Annotated in this window: 13 protein-coding genes and 1 pseudogene; 11 read left to right on the top strand and 3 right to left on the bottom strand. The window is 61.9% G+C overall.

Translation table 11 applies throughout. The features are described from left to right. Positions 1–7: 7 nt before the first annotated feature. The 11 genes and pseudogenes from QM659_RS00165 to QM659_RS00115 all read left to right on the top strand — a co-directional run. Positions 8–2,098 carry a hypothetical protein gene (locus QM659_RS00165; protein WP_415186928.1) on the top strand — a complete coding sequence of 697 codons (2,091 nt, stop codon included), beginning with the start codon at positions 8–10 and terminating at the stop codon, positions 2,096–2,098. Between the two features lie 265 nt (positions 2,099–2,363). After that, on the top strand, positions 2,364–2,729 hold the full coding sequence (locus tag QM659_RS00160; protein ID WP_127077683.1) for an NADH-quinone oxidoreductase subunit A: 366 nt from the start codon (positions 2,364–2,366) through the stop codon (positions 2,727–2,729). Positions 2,730–2,817: 88 nt separating this feature from the next. Continuing rightward, positions 2,818–3,372 carry an NADH-quinone oxidoreductase subunit NuoB gene (locus tag QM659_RS00155; protein WP_127077685.1) on the top strand — a complete coding sequence of 185 codons (555 nt, stop codon included), beginning with the start codon at positions 2,818–2,820 and terminating at the stop codon, positions 3,370–3,372. Between the two features lie 8 nt (positions 3,373–3,380). Beyond that, positions 3,381–3,989 (top strand): NADH-quinone oxidoreductase subunit C, encoded by a 609-nt coding sequence (locus QM659_RS00150; protein ID WP_415186927.1) that lies wholly within the window; start codon positions 3,381–3,383, stop codon positions 3,987–3,989. Positions 3,990–4,179: 190 nt separating this feature from the next. Continuing rightward, a complete protein-coding gene (locus QM659_RS00145; RefSeq protein ID WP_415186926.1) occupies positions 4,180–4,830 on the top strand; it encodes a methyltransferase domain-containing protein in 651 nt (216 codons plus the stop codon). Between the two features lie 41 nt (positions 4,831–4,871). Then, a complete protein-coding gene (locus tag QM659_RS00140) occupies positions 4,872–6,116 on the top strand; it encodes an NADH-quinone oxidoreductase subunit D (protein ID WP_415186925.1) in 1,245 nt (414 codons plus the stop codon). A gap of 115 nt (positions 6,117–6,231) precedes the next feature. Continuing rightward, positions 6,232–6,510: a hypothetical protein gene (locus QM659_RS00135; RefSeq protein WP_127077691.1), complete on the top strand. Its 279-nt coding sequence runs from the start codon at positions 6,232–6,234 to the stop codon at positions 6,508–6,510. 71 nt (positions 6,511–6,581) lie between these two features. Beyond that, positions 6,582–7,070, top strand: a complete 489-nt coding sequence (locus tag QM659_RS00130) for a hypothetical protein (RefSeq protein WP_415186924.1) — start codon at positions 6,582–6,584, stop codon at positions 7,068–7,070. Positions 7,071–7,169: 99 nt separating this feature from the next. After that, on the top strand, positions 7,170–8,198 hold the full coding sequence (nuoE, locus tag QM659_RS00125) for an NADH-quinone oxidoreductase subunit NuoE (protein WP_415186923.1): 1,029 nt from the start codon (positions 7,170–7,172) through the stop codon (positions 8,196–8,198). A 2-nt stretch (positions 8,199–8,200) separates the two neighbouring features. Continuing rightward, positions 8,201–9,493: an NADH-quinone oxidoreductase subunit NuoF gene (gene nuoF / locus QM659_RS00120; RefSeq protein WP_303484836.1), complete on the top strand. Its 1,293-nt coding sequence runs from the start codon at positions 8,201–8,203 to the stop codon at positions 9,491–9,493. 50 nt (positions 9,494–9,543) lie between these two features. Further along, positions 9,544–9,939: pseudogene (locus QM659_RS00115) on the top strand (transposase); the annotation flags it as partial. Here QM659_RS00115 and QM659_RS00110 read toward each other — a convergent pair. The 3 genes from QM659_RS00110 to glpX all read right to left on the bottom strand — a co-directional run bounded on the left by QM659_RS00110 (position 9,915) and on the right by glpX (position 14,568). After that, on the bottom strand, positions 9,915–11,849 hold the full coding sequence (locus QM659_RS00110) for an ATP-binding protein (protein ID WP_415186922.1): 1,935 nt from the start codon (positions 11,847–11,849) through the stop codon (positions 9,915–9,917). The pseudogene QM659_RS00115 and the gene QM659_RS00110 sit on opposite strands and share 25 nt — an antisense overlap. A gap of 557 nt (positions 11,850–12,406) precedes the next feature. Further along, positions 12,407–13,390 carry a polysaccharide deacetylase family protein gene (locus QM659_RS00105; RefSeq protein ID WP_415186921.1) on the bottom strand — a complete coding sequence of 328 codons (984 nt, stop codon included), beginning with the start codon at positions 13,388–13,390 and terminating at the stop codon, positions 12,407–12,409. A gap of 182 nt (positions 13,391–13,572) precedes the next feature. Then, the gene (gene glpX / locus QM659_RS00100) at positions 13,573–14,568 is read right to left on the bottom strand and encodes a class II fructose-bisphosphatase (protein WP_415186920.1); all 996 of its coding nucleotides are present in this window, start codon (positions 14,566–14,568) and stop codon (positions 13,573–13,575) included. Positions 14,569–14,585: the final 17 nt, after the last annotated feature.

The raw sequence follows: 14,585 nt of genomic DNA, 5'->3' as shown, positions 1-14,585 counted from the left end.
GCACGCGATGAATTGGTCGTTCGAGTTTTTCCCGTTTTTCCCGCGCGAAGTGCTGATCGCGCTGGCACTCGCCTGCCTTGTGGTGCTCGCGCTCTCGGCCTGGCGCAACCGGCGCGGCCTTTTCCTGCGGGCGCTCGCACTCGCCTGCCTCCTTCTCGCGCTTGCCAATCCCAATCTGAAGAACGAGGTGCGTCAGTCTCTCTCCAACATCGCCGTGGTGGTGGTGGACGAAAGCTCCAGCATGCAGCTCGCCGGTCGCGCCGACCGCGCCCGCGACATCGAAGCGGCGCTGAAGGAAAAATTCTCCCAGATTCCCGATCTCGAAGTGCGCTGGGTGCATGCCGCGCCAACCGACCAGCAAGGCGGCGAGTCGACCGAACTTTTCGCCGCGCTCGACAAGGCCATGGGCGACATCCCGCCGGGACGCGTAGCGGGCGCCGTGTTCGTCACCGATGGACAGATACACGACGTGCCAGCCGACAAGACGCGGCTCGGCTTCGATGCGCCGGTTCACGCGCTGATCGCGGGCGCGCCCGACGAAAAGGACAATCGTATCGAGGTTGTCTCCGCGCCGCGCTTCGGCCTTGTCGGCTCCGAGCAGACCGCCGAGATCCGCGCGGAGAAAAGCGGCAAGGACGGCGACGGGATGGCAACCATCTCGATCCGCCGCGCTTCCGGACCGGTCGAGACCATTACCGCGCCTTACGGCAAGACCGTGCCGATCAGGATGCGTTTCGACCGCGCCGGGCCCAATATCGTGGAAATCGATCTGAAGGCGGAGCCGGGCGAACTCACGACGATCAACAACAAGACCGTCATTCAGGCGCATGGCGTCCGCGAGAACTTGCGCGTGCTGCTAGTTTCGGGCGAACCGCATGCGGGCGAACGCACGTGGCGCAACCTGCTGCGCTCCGACGCGGCGGTCGACCTCGTGCATTTCACCATCCTCCGGCCGCCGGAGAAACACGACGGCACGCCGATCGACCAGCTTTCGCTGATCGCGTTTCCGACGCGCGAGCTTTTCTCCGAGAAGCTGAACCAGTTCGATCTCATCATCTTCGACCGCTATCAGCGCCGCGCGGTGCTGCCGATGGTCTATCTCGATAATGTCGCGCGCTATGTCGAGCAGGGCGGCGCGGTGCTCGTGGCGGCTGGCGCGGATTACGCCTCGCCCGTGAGCCTCGCGCGGACGCCGCTCGGTCAGGTGCTGCCCGCCCGTCCGACCGGCCGCGTGGTGGAGGAACCGTTCCGCCCCTCCATCACCAAGGAAGGCGAAAAGCATCCCGTCACGGCGGGGCTTCCCGGCTCGCCGAAAAAGGACGGACAGGAACCGAAATGGGGCCACTGGTTCCGCGTGGTGGATAGTCAGGCCGATCGCGGCGAGGTTGTCATGAGCGGCGCAGAAGGCAAGCCTTTGCTCGTGCTCGACAGGCGCGGCGAGGGCCGCGTGGCGCTGCTGCTCTCCGATCACGCCTGGCTCTGGGCGCGTGGCTATGAAGGCGGCGGCCCGCATGTGGATTTGCTGCGACGCCTCGCGCACTGGCTGATGAAGGAACCGGACCTCGAAGAGGAGGCGCTTTCGGCGCGCGCGGGCCGGAGCGAGATCACAGTGGAACGCCGCTCCGTGAAAGGCGAAATCGGCGAGGCGACGCTGACCCTGCCCTCGGGCAAGGAAGTGAAGGTTGCCCTCGACGAAACCGCACCGGGTCGCTTCTCCAAAACGATACCGACGAATGAGGCGGGAGTGCATCGGGTCGCGATGGACGGACTCACAGCCGTAGCCATCGCGGGCGACCTGAATTCGCCCGAATTCCGCAAGGTTATCGCAACAGACGAACCGATGCGGCCAATCCTCGACAAGACCGGCGGCGGCGCGTTTTATCTCGGCGGCACGATGAACGCGCCGGCGAAGGACGTGCCCTCGATATCAATGGTGAAATCCGGTCATCGCTTCGCTGGTGGAACGTGGCTCGGCCTGAAGGCGCAGGACGCATTTGAGGTCAAGGCCGTGTCCTACACGCCGCTCGTGGCGGGATTCGCCGCGCTCGGCCTCGCGCTCGGCCTCCTCGCACTGACGTGGTATCGCGAGGGCCGTTAGGCTCCGGCCGGTCGGTTCCGCAGCCTTTGTCGGGGAACCCCTCGGGCGCTTGCAGGCAGCACCGTTTACCGTCCGGTTTGAAGCGCAATCGGATTTGCATGACCCCGGAGACGCAGCGGAGGCGGCCGATTTACGGCATGACGCTGGACACTGTCGCTCGCACGGCTTCCACCAGCGAAGCAACGTTGCGCCGCTTGCGTAAATGGTGCAAAAAAGCAGGATAGCCGCGCGAAGCGCTGCATCTCCCATTCGCGAACGAGCCTCGATGACCGAACTTCTTCAGCAATATTTTCCGCTTGTGATCTTCCTCGGCGTTTCGCTCGTTATCGGGCTTGGCCTGCTTGTCGCGCCGTTCTTCGTTGCGCCCAACAATCCCGATCCCGAGAAGGTCGCGGCCTATGAGTGCGGCTTCCCGGCTTTCGACGACGCCCGCATGAAGTTTGACGTGCGCTTCTATCTGGTCGCGATCCTTTTCATTATCTTCGATCTGGAAGTCGCCTTCCTCTTCCCGTGGGCGGTAGCCTTCAAGGAGGCCGGTCTTGCCGGCTTCTGGGCGATGATGGTGTTCCTTGCCGTTCTCACCATCGGCTTCATCTACGAATGGAAGAAGGGCGCGCTCGACTGGGATTGAGCAAGCACCGCCGAATCGTAAAAACCGCTTGGCGTTTGCCTCCATCTCGCCATATATCGACCAGGGTTAAGCGCGCACTGTTGGATCGATGACCACGCTCGGATTTCCTCAGCCATTTTATGACACCCCCGGCCGCTCGCCAGCCGGGGCAGCCGTCGATTTCGACGGACTCAATGCTCAGCTTTCGGACAAGGGGTTTCTTGTCACGAGCACAGAGGACGTAATCAACTGGGCGCGCACCGGCTCGCTCATGTGGATGACATTCGGCCTCGCATGCTGCGCCGTGGAAATGATCCAGGTGTCGATGCCGCGCTACGATCTCGAACGTTTCGGCACCGCTCCGCGCGCCAGCCCGCGCCAGTCCGACCTGATGATCGTGGCCGGCACGCTGTGCAACAAGATGGCGCCTGCGCTCCGCAAGGTCTACGACCAGATGCCGGAGCCGCGCTACGTCATCTCCATGGGCTCATGCGCCAATGGCGGCGGCTATTACCACTATTCCTATTCGGTGGTGCGCGGCTGCGATCGTATTGTGCCCGTCGATGTCTACATCCCCGGTTGCCCTCCCTCCGCCGAAGCGCTGCTTTACGGCATCATGCTTCTCCAGAAGAAAATCCGCCGCACCGGCACGATTGAACGATAGGCGAATCGATGACGAATACGGCGAAGCTCGAAGCGCTGGGCGAAGCTCTGAAGGGCGGCTTTCCGGAAGGCGTCAAAGAGACGCGGCTCGCGTTCGGCGAACTGACGGTGGTTGCCGATCGAGCCCATATCCCCGCCCTTGCGGCGTTTCTGCGCGATGATCCGGCCTGGCGCTTCACGACTCTCATAGACATCTGCGGAGCGGATTATCCCGAGCGCGCGGAACGCTTCGATGTCGTCTATCACTTGTTGAGCGTGTATCAGAATTTGCGTGTGAGGCTCAAGACCGCGACCGACGCGTCGACACCGGTGCCGAGCCTCGTGAGCGTGTTTCCCGCTGCGAACTGGTTCGAGCGCGAGGCTTACGACCTTTACGGCATCCTGTTCCAGGGCCATCCCGACCTGCGCCGTATCCTTACCGACTATGGCTTCCGAGGCCATCCGCTGCGAAAGGACTTCCCGCTCACGGGCTTCGTGGAACTGCGTTACGACGAAGAGCAGAAGCGCGTCGTATATGAGCCGGTGAAGCTGCCGCAGGAATTCCGCAGCTTCGACTTTCTCTCTCCTTGGGAAGGAGCGGATTACCTGCTTCCCGGTGACGAGAAGGCGACGAACTAAGGTCGATTACATTCAGCGGCGGTACTCCGGATCTGGCCGGCGCATGGCGTCCCGGTTCGGTCGGGCTGTGTCTGTGTTGCAGGCCGGTGCCAGTCTTTTGCAAGCAAGTTACATTCGGTTACATTTCATTTGCACATCGGCGTGCATCGTCTAAATCTGCCTTGGTTATTTAGCTTGGGCGGAGCGTTTTATGTTGGTCGAAAAGAATTTTCCTCGGACGACGGGATGGTCGCCGAACGGGCCTCATCGCGAAAGTTGGCATGACAGGGCAACTCTCGCCGCACGGCTTCTGCGGACCGGGGATGTCGTCTGCGACCTTGGCGCCGGTTCCCAATCGTTCAAACAGGTCTTGCCGGCCGGCGTCGGATACATCCCCGTGGATTGTTACGATGCGATACCGGGGACTTACGTTGCGGATTTCAACCAGCCCGCATTCACGCTCCCCGACGCGCCGTTCAACGTTCTGACGGCTTTGGGCGTCATCAATTGGCTCGACGATCCGGAAGCATTCCTGCAGCGCCTGTGCGAACTGGCAGATGGCAGGTTTTTCATTTTTACCTACGATTTGTGGCCCAACAAAAACAACACACGAGGTTTCGCGCACCCCGGCATGGAAACTATGGAGGGGGCCGTCCGTGTGTTCTCTCCCTTTATCCAGAATTTGACCCCGGTGATTGTTTATCGCCGCCGCGTTCTGTTCTCCGGCACTCTGGGAACCGGCCAGACGGCGAACGAAGTCAAGCCGTCTGCGACAAAGATATATTTGAAATACCTTCGCCCGCAGGAGTTCATCCTCATGAAACTTTTTAGGCTAGACATGATGCCTTCGTGGCTTGCATAAGTGTTGGGTTAACAGGCCCACTGCAAGACGAGCTTAGAGAAATGGCTGACGGCAGCGCGACCGTTGTGTCGCACGAACTGGATTCCACGACCTGCGAACGTCCGCCGGAGAACCGCAACTTCACGATCAATTTCGGGCCGCAGCATCCGGCCGCGCACGGCGTGCTCCGGATGATCCTCGAACTTGACGGCGAGGTCGTGCATCGCGTCGATCCGCATATCGGACTTCTGCATCGCGGCACGGAAAAGCTCATCGAGCACAAGACCTATCTTCAGGCGATCCCCTATTTCGACCGGCTGGATTACGTCTCGCCGATGAATCAGGAGCACGCCTTCTGCCTCGCCATCGAGAAGCTGCTGGGCGTGTCCGCGCCCATTCGCGGCCAGCTCATTCGCGTGCTTTATTCGGAACTCGGCCGCATCCTGAATCACCTCCTGAACGTCACCACCTTCGCGCTCGACATCGGCGCGCTGACGCCGCCGCTCTGGGGGTTCGAAGAACGCGAAAAAGGCATGGTGTTCTATGAGCGGGCGAGCGGCGCGCGACTTCACGCGAACTACTTCCGCCCCGGTGGCGTCCATCAGGATCTGCCGCAGGCGCTCATCGACGATATGGAGGCGTGGTGCGACAGCTTCCTCAAGGTGCTGGACGACCTCGATACGCTCCTTACCGATAACCGCATCTTCAAGCAGCGCACCGTCGATATTGGCGTCGTCAGCCTCGACGACGCGATGGCGTGGGGCTTCACGGGCACGATGATACGCGGCTCCGGCGGGGCCTGGGATCTGCGCAAGAGCCAGCCCTACGAATGCTATGCGGATCTCGACTTCGACATCCCGATCGGCAAGAACGGCGACAACTGGGACCGCTATCTCATCCGCATGGAAGAAATGCGCCAGTCTATCCGCATCATGAAGCAGTGCATCGAGCGGCTGAATTCGCCCGCGGGCAAGGGACCGGTGCTGTTGCCGAACAACAAGGTCACGCCGCCGCGCCGCGAAGAGATGAAGCGATCGATGGAAGCGCTCATCCATCACTTCAAGCTCTATACCGAGGGCTTTCGCGTGCCGGAAGGCGAGGTTTATGCGGCCGTGGAAGCGCCGAAAGGCGAGTTCGGGGTCTACCTCGTGGCGGACGGAACCAACCGCCCCTATCGCTGCAAGATCCGCGCACCCGGCTTTCCGCATCTCGCCGCGATGGATTTCCTCTGCAAGGGGCACATGCTGGCGGACGTGTCGGCCATTCTCGGCAGTATCGATATCGTGTTCGGCGAGATCGACCGCTGATCGCTTTTGTGGCAGGTGCCGGCGGATGCCTTGAAGGGACAGGGCGCGCGTTCGGAGGCCGTACCGCAGCGCTCAGGGGTTAAACGAAACGCAATAGTTGGGGGGAAGCGGCACAATGTGGAACGTGGTTGCCTGGGTGCTTGCCGCCGTCGTTGGCGCAGGGTTCGGCGCTTTTGCGAAGTCTACCGGCATCCTCGGCATTGACGCCGGGCCGTTCTCGGTCGTCTTCATGTTCCTGTCGCTGCTGCTGATCTCGTTCGTGTATCAGTTCCGCATCAACATGCGCGACAAGGGCGACGGTCGCGGCCTCAGGATCGCGCCGCCTTCCCCGTCTATCCTCGTCGACGCGGCCATCTTCTTCGCGGGCGCGCTGTCGGCGATGAAGAACGTCTGACGCTCGGAAATGGGCGCGGCGGTGGGCTCCTTTTCCGGAAGGTTCCGGCGCGGCGCGTGCGGGAGGGGCAGATGACGGATCTGGCAGAGACGGAAGAGGTGGTGGTCGCCACTCCCGATAACCGCTTTTCCTCGCCTGAGCGTCTTGGCCTTCACCTCCTCGAAATCGGCCGCATCCAGAACAATTCGGGCTCGCTTCTGCAATTCGTTGCGATCCTGTTCGCGGTCTGCATCTACTTCTTCAACGCGCTCGTCTATCCGGCGTCGCCGCACCGCGCGCTCTACGCCACGGTGCTCGCCGTAGACGCCACGCTCATCGTGGTCGCGTGCTTTTTCTATCTGCGCTGCCTGACGCTGTCGGTCGGGTGGAGCGCGATCAGAAATCCGCAAACGAACTATCATCTTCTTTCGACGCTCGGCGAAAACGAGATGGAGGAGACGCTCCGCCGCGTCATCCGCTCTTTCCGCCGCGGCACCTATTGTTTCGCGGCGAGTTTCTTCACGACGCTTGTCTCGCTCGTCCTCGTCGCTCTGGGATACACCAACATGCTGCCATCCTGAGCGCTTTCCCGCCGATATTCCTGCACCCTGCGCCCGCTTAACCTCTGGCGAACACGGCGCATCTCGGTTATTAACCTGCCAGAACTTCTGGGAACCCGCATGTCCGTCCGACGCCTCGATCCGAATCAGCCGAGCGACTTCGAATTCACGCCCGAAAATCTGGCGTGGGCGAAGGAGCAGATCAAGAAATACCCCGAAGGCCGCCATCAGGCCGCCGTCATCCCGCTTCTCTGGCGAGCGCAGGAGCAGAACGACCGCTGGCTGCCCGAACCCGCGATCCGTTATGTCGGCGATCTGCTCGGAATGCCCTATATCAGGGTTTACGAGATCGCGACCTTCTACTCGATGTTCAACCTGTCGCCCGTCGGCCGCTATCATGTGCAGGTCTGCGGCACGACGCCTTGCATGCTTCGCGGTGCGGAAGAGATCAAGAAGGTCTGCAAGCGAGAAATCGGCGCCGAGCGCGAGGTGACGCCCGAAGGCGTTTTCTCGTGGGTCGAGGTGGAATGCCTCGGCGCGTGCGTGAATGCGCCCATGGTGCAGATCAACGACGATTATTACGAAGACCTGACGCCGGAGAACTTCGAAGCCGTGCTCTCGGGGCTTCGGCGCGGGCGCGAGGTGAAGCCCGGCTCGCAGATCGGGCGTCAGTTCTCGGCGCCGGAAGGCGGGCCGACGACGCTTCTCTTCCGCGATGACGACGAGTCCCGGGAGACGCAGCCGGAGCGCGCCGCCGGGGAAGCTCAGACGCAGGCGGAAGTTCAGGGAGCGGTAGAGGCCGCCTCGCCGGTTCAGCCGCCGGAAGCGAAGTCCGGCGATGTGGAGAAGGTCGCGGAAGAGCGCGCGCGCTTCGAGCGGCCGGAAGGCGACCCGGACGACCTGACGAAGCTCGCCGACCTAGACCCCGACGCACAGCACGCGTTGAACGCCATCGGCATCACCCGCTACGGCCAGGTTGGCCGCCTCACGGCAGAGGATGTGGAGTGGATCGAAACGCGCTATCCTCGTTTCAAGGGCAAGACGGCCGAGTGGCTCGCGGCCGCGAAAGCGCTGATCGAAACGGATACGCCGGGCGGCGTCGCCCCCGATGCGGCGGGACGCGAGACCGAGCCGAAAGATAAGGACTGAGCATGCTTTCCGATAAAGACCGCATCTTCAAAAACCTTTACGGACAGCACGACTGGGGCCTGAAAGGCGCGCGCGAGCGCGGCGCGTGGGACAACACCAAGGCGATCCTCGAAAAGGGGCAGGACTGGATCATCGAGGAGATGAAGGCGAGCGGGCTGCGCGGGCGCGGCGGCGCGGGCTTCTCCACCGGCATGAAATGGTCCTTCATGCCCAAGAAATCGGACGGCCGCCCGCATTACCTCGTCGTCAACGCGGACGAGTCCGAGCCGGGCACCTGCAAGGACCGCGAAATCATCCGCCACGATCCGCACCTTCTCATCGAGGGCTCGCTCATCGGCGCTTTCGCCATGCGGGCGCACACCGTCTACATCTATATCCGCGGCGAGTTCATCCGCGAACGCCAGCGCCTGCAGGCCGCCATCGATCAGGCCTATGAAGCGCGCCTCATCGGCAAGAACAACATCCACGGCTGGGACGTCGATATCTACGTTCACCATGGCGCGGGCGCGTATATCTGCGGCGAGGAAACGGCGCAGCTCGAAAGCATCGAAGGCAAGAAGGGCCAGCCGCGCCTGAAACCGCCGTTCCCGGCCAATGCGGGCCTGTGGGGCGCGCCGACGACGGTCAACAACGTCGAATCCATTGCGGTAGCCCCCGACATCCTGCGGCGCGGCGCGGCATGGTTCGCCAGCCTCGGCAAGCCGAATAACACGGGCACGAAGCTCTTCTGCATCTCGGGCCACGTCGAGCGGCCTTGCAACGTCGAAGAGGAAATGGGCATCAGCTTCCGCGAACTCGTGGAGAAGCACGCGGGCGGCATTCGCGGCGGCTGGGACAATCTGCTCGCTATCATTCCCGGCGGTTCGTCGGTGCCGTGCGTTCCGGCGCATATGTGCAACGACCTCGGCATGGACTTCGACAGCCTGCGCAAGGTCGGCTCCGGCCTCGGCACGGCTGCGGTGATCGTGATGGACAAGTCCACCGACATCGTGAAGGCCATCTCGCGCCTGTCATACTTCTACAAGCACGAAAGCTGCGGCCAGTGCACGCCCTGCCGCGAGGGCACCGGCTGGATGTGGCGCGTGATGGAGCGCATGGTCGAAGGACGCGCCGAGCACGCAGAAATCGACATGCTTTGGGACGTCTCGAAGCAGATCGAAGGCCACACCATCTGCGCGCTGGGCGATGCCGCCGCGTGGCCGGTGCAGGGCCTGATCCGGCACTTCCGCCACGAGATGGAAGCACGCATCGACGCGTTCCACGCACAGCACAAGGCGCGCGTCGCGGCGGAATAGGCTGTCAGGGGAGCGTCGATGACCAGGTCCGGCGTTCCCGATTCGGCCTGGCTGAAGATCAGGCCCTTGGCTGATCGCGTGGCAGCCTGAGCACCAAAGTCCACATGGCTGTCCGCGGTCTCGGCTGCCCTGTCCGATTCACGCTCACGGCAGGCCAGAAAGGCGATGCGACGCGGGCGGCTGATTGAAGGACTGCCCGCCGACGTCGTGACGGCCGTTACGGCTTACGACAGCGATCGTCTGCGCGATGTGATCGCTGAAAAAGGCGCCGTGGCGATCATCCCCTGCAATCCTCGCGCGCAACCGCTGGACAAACCATCTCCATGCCCAGCGTCACCTCATGCGAATGATGTTCCTCGAAGCTCAAACAGTTTCGACGAATCGCGACGAGATATGAAAAGACCGCCCGAGGTGGAATGCGTCAGGCGGCCCTGCTCTGGTTGCGCAGACGCAGATCGCGGCCCCGCTCCGCCAGGCGCTTGACCGTCGAGATGAAACAATCGCTCTTGAGCGGTTTCGCCATATACCCATCCGCGCCAGCAGACGCGTGATATTCTTCCGCCCCCTTCATGGCATCGGCCGTAAGGGACAGGATCGGAATATCCCGCTTCCAGTCGGCGCGGTGACGGATGATCCGGATAGCCTCGACGCCATTCATGATCGGCATCTGGCTATCCATGATGATGAGGTCGTAATCGCGCTTTTCGAGCTTCACGAGAACCTGCTGGCCATTCTCCGCCGAATGCGTTTCGCATCCGGCGGCCTGCAGGAGCGCGAGCGCGAGCTTGAGGTTGATCGGGTGGTCTTCGGCTACGAGCACATCGTAGACGCAGGGCGTGAGTCGCGCCGTTTCTTCCTCACCCGCGTGGCTGCCTGAAGAAGCTGGCAACTGCGCCTGTTCGGTGTCGAGCCACAGCGGCAGCCAGACCCGGAATGTAGAGCCCTCTCCGCGCTCGCTTGCCACCGTGATCACTCCGCCCATCAGTTCGACGAGTTCCTTGGCGATGGCAAGGCCCAGGCCGCTGCCCCGAACCTTTCCGGAGCAGTCCTCGCCCTGGTAGAAACGGTTGAAGATCTTGCGCAACCGGTCCTGCGCGATGCCCGGTCCCGTGTCGCTGACGGAAATGGCAAGTCCGTTGCTCTCGGCCGTTATCGAAAGCGTCACAGAACCGGTTTCGGTGAACTTGATCGCATTGCCGAGAAGATTGACGAGAATCTGGCGAATACGCTTCAAGTCGCCGACGGCTATTGTCTGTCCCGACAGATTACAGGAGATCTTCAAGCCGAGAGATTTCTCTTCGGCCAGGGCTTGAAGGGAGCGCGCCGTTGAAATCAGCTCGCTCATCTTGAAAGGTGCACTCTGGATTTCAAGCGTGCCTCGCTCGATCTTGCCAAGGTCTAGAATTTCGTCGATCAGCGACATGAGCGACTTCGATGATGATTGGATGAGAGTTGCATAATCGCGCTGCGTGTCGCTCAGATCGCCCTGAAGCAGCAAATCGTTGAACCCGATGATGCCATTCATCGGCGTACGCATTTCGTGGCTCATGTTGGTCAGGAACTGGCTCTTTGCCCTGTCGGCCGATTCGGCGCGCAGACGGGCCTCCTCAAGTTCGGCCTGCTGGCGTTTCAAGGAGCTGATGTCCGTCCATATGCGAACGGTCTCGTTATTTTCCATCCGCTTGTGGCGGCGCGACATCCAGCAACCGTTAGCAAACCGCATGTGCATCTCGGAAAATGAGTGTTTGGAGGCGGCGAGCTGACGATCGATCCAGCGATCTGGATCTTCCTTTCCGATATCGACGAGCCCTTTCGCCACCGTACCTCGCAACAGATCTTCGAAGGACGCTCCGGGTCCGATGGTGTTTTCGATGCCCTCGTGAAGCTTGGTGAACGCCTCGTTGGCGATGAGAAGCCGATCGTTTTCGTCGTAAATGGCGAAACCGTCCGAAATGGCTTCGACCGCCGCGCGCAAACGCCCTTCGGCCTTGCTGCTGCCGAGCATGGCCTTGGTGACGTCGCAATCCCTTCCGACACAAAAGGTGATATCGCGCTGAATAGCGACGAATCCGCGGATGTGTCCTTTCGCGTCGAGAAGCGGCATCACTTCGAGGTCGAACCAGACGGGAATGCCTCGTCTTTCGCCCAGCACCTGTGTCTTTACCGGCTCCCGCGCTTCGAGCGCATGCAGGAGAGCGGCAGCCACCACGTTCTCGTTCAAGCCGGGCGATTGAAGCAGCGAAGACGGAGTGCGCGCGGCGATTTCGTGCGGGGGAACTCCCGTGAGCTGCGCAAAGCCGGCGTTGGCCCAAAGGAATTTGCCCGTCTCGTCCGTTACGACGACAGCGTCTCGCATGCCGTCATCCGGCGGAGCGCACAATTCTTCCTTTGCAAGGTTTTGCAGGATCATCCTCGAAATCCGAACAGCGGGATCAACATAACCACCGGCAACGACATATTGCGGCGGCGGCATCAACGGACAAAGTGCCATCTATTTGTCATCAAACTGCGCGCTTGAGCGTCAGGGTCAAGTGAAATGCCATAAATGGAGAGGTCACTGCTTGCACCGAACTAACGATTGGCATACAATTTTAGCAAATTACTTCGCGCATGACACCTAACTCATTGAAACAAGAAAGTATATCCTTCGCGAAAAAGGACATATTCCACAAAAACCAAGATCCGAAATCGATCACCTGCGAGGAGATCCCGCAGTGAAAATTGCATGAAGATGCTTCGCTTCCTGGACCCAGCCCGGCTGCCGGCCAAGACCTTGCCTGGACCGCGTCCCGCATACGTGTGAAACGGCTTTTTTCCGGTAAAACGCGCGACAAACTGGAAAGATAGAGCGCGCGCTTTCGATCCAATCAAAAGCGGGTAGGCTCCGGGGCGCTCGGCCTCCGGGTTACGGCGTCACTGGCGCACGTCTTCGCTTCCGGCTCGTTGCGCTGCGTTCCTCCGCTCGTCCGACCGGCTCTGAGGGACCGGGCCAGCAGAGCGCTGGGTCTCGCGTGCCGGCGGAGACATATCGCGACGTCGCTCCTCCGCCTGATCCGTGGAGGGTCTCGCTACCCGGGGCGCTGAAACAGTCGCAGGGATCGACAGCTTCGCGAGAATATCCGGCTTCGGTACGAAATTGGCGGCCGGCACGATCTGAACGATCTTGAAGCCTTCGATTTCCATGTTGACGAGGACGCTGTCGAGCGCGTCGACGGTAGTCTTGCTGGTATCGCGAAAAACGAGGACGCCTTTGCCCGCTTCCTTGAGCCTTGCAAGGGTTCGGTTGGCGAAAGCAGTCGGAGTGAGGCCCGGATCGCCATCGCCCGATTCGATGTCGGCATGCCAGAGGCTGACGCCCCGCTCTTCGAGATAGGCCCGCAACTCGGGCGTGAGCGCTCGTTGCGACACGCGAAGGAACGGCGCCACCGCTTCGTTCGACGCCTTTGCGACCGCGGCGAGCCCGCTCTCCGTCTCATTTCTGGCGTCTTCGAACTTGACCGCTTCCGTCGCGCCCGCTTTCGGCCAGAGGCCCGCCGCCAGCGTATGACCGCGTCGCGCCACATCGCGCACGGTCGCGGCATTTGCCAGCGCCGCGCTTCCCTTGAGGAAGAACGTTGCCTTGACGCAGTGCTTGTCGAGGATGTCGAGGATATATTTCGTGTAGGCGCTGTGCGGTCCCTGCTCGAAGAAAAGCACGATTTCCTTCTCACCGAGCAAAGACGGTTCGGCCATCACCTCGCCCGCGTTCTGCTCGCCGCCATAGGCATGTCGTTTCGCCGAGTCGACCGCCACCACGCGCGCGAGGAAGCTCTTGTTTTCGGCATAGACGCACTCTTTCGCATCAGCCAGAGCCGGAAACAGAACGACGGCCCATAAACCAAGCAACCCAATCTTCATCAATGCCCCCGCTGCCTCGGCGGTCTTTACGCAAAGTTCTCCGGCGAACGATGGTTCGCATGGCAAGAGCCGACACGCGCGTGTCGGCTCTTGCCGGGGAGTTCATCAAACGCAGCTTTGGGGCCGATGTTTGTTTCCGATGTTGAATTGCTTACACATACGTGAGACGGAGCCGCCAGAATTCAGCGGTGGAACTTGCGGACGTCAAGATGCTCGGCGCGAATCCAGCGCACGGTGCGAGTGGATGAGCGCATGATCACGGTGTGTGTCTCGATGCGACCGTCGAAGAAGCGCGCGCCCGGCAGCAGCGGGCCGTCCGTTACGCCCGTCGCGGCGAAGATGATGTCGCCCGAGACCATATCCTCCACACGGAAGATCTTCCGGGGGTTTTCGATGCCGAGCGTCTCCGCGTGCCGCACCTGCTCGTCATTGAGGCCCCAGAGCCGCCCCTCGATCTGGCCGCCGAGACAGGCGAGCGCGGCGGCTGCGAGAACGCCTTCGGCGGAACCGCCCGTGCCGAGGTAGATATCGATGCCGGTTTCGTCCGGCTTGCAGGTCTGGATCACGCCCGCTATGTCGCCATCGCCGATCAGAGCAACGGCTGCGCCGGCTGAACGGATCTCCTCGATCAGCCTCGCATGGCGCGGCCTGTCGAGCACGCATGCCGTCAGTTCGGAAACGCGCACGCCCTTCGCTGATGCGAGGCGCGCGAGATTTTGTTCAATGGGGCGGTCGAGGCTCACCAGCCCCGGTTCATAGCCCGGACCGATGGCGATCTTCTCCATGTAGACGTCCGGCACCTTGAGCATGCAGTCACGCTCGGTCATCGTCACGACCGCCAGCGCGCCCGGCAGGGATTTCGCGCAGAGCGTCGTGCCTTCGAGCGGATCGACCGCGATGTCGACGGGCTGCCCGCCGACGCCCAGTTCCTCCCCCTCGTAGAGAAGAGACACTTCGTCCCGCTCGCCCTCACCGACCACGATGCGGCCGTCGATGGCGAGTTCGGCAAGCTCGCGATGCATGGCCGTGGCGGCGGCGGCGTCCGCCTGCCGTTCGTCGCCCCGCCCGCGGAGTTTGGCCGCCGCGACCGCGGCGCCCTCCGTCACACGGGCGATATCGAGCGAAAGCGTGCGCATGAGACTGCTCGCCGGTCTGGCGAATGACGGCTCGTTTGCCATGGTCCTGGCCCTCCCGC

The sequence above is a fragment of the Rhodomicrobium sp. genome, assembly GCF_047605405.1.
Lineage (GTDB): Bacteria > Pseudomonadota > Alphaproteobacteria > Rhizobiales > Rhodomicrobiaceae > Rhodomicrobium > Rhodomicrobium lacus.
Note: the sequence above shows the minus strand (reverse complement) of the source record. Positions and strands in the feature narration are given on the sequence as shown.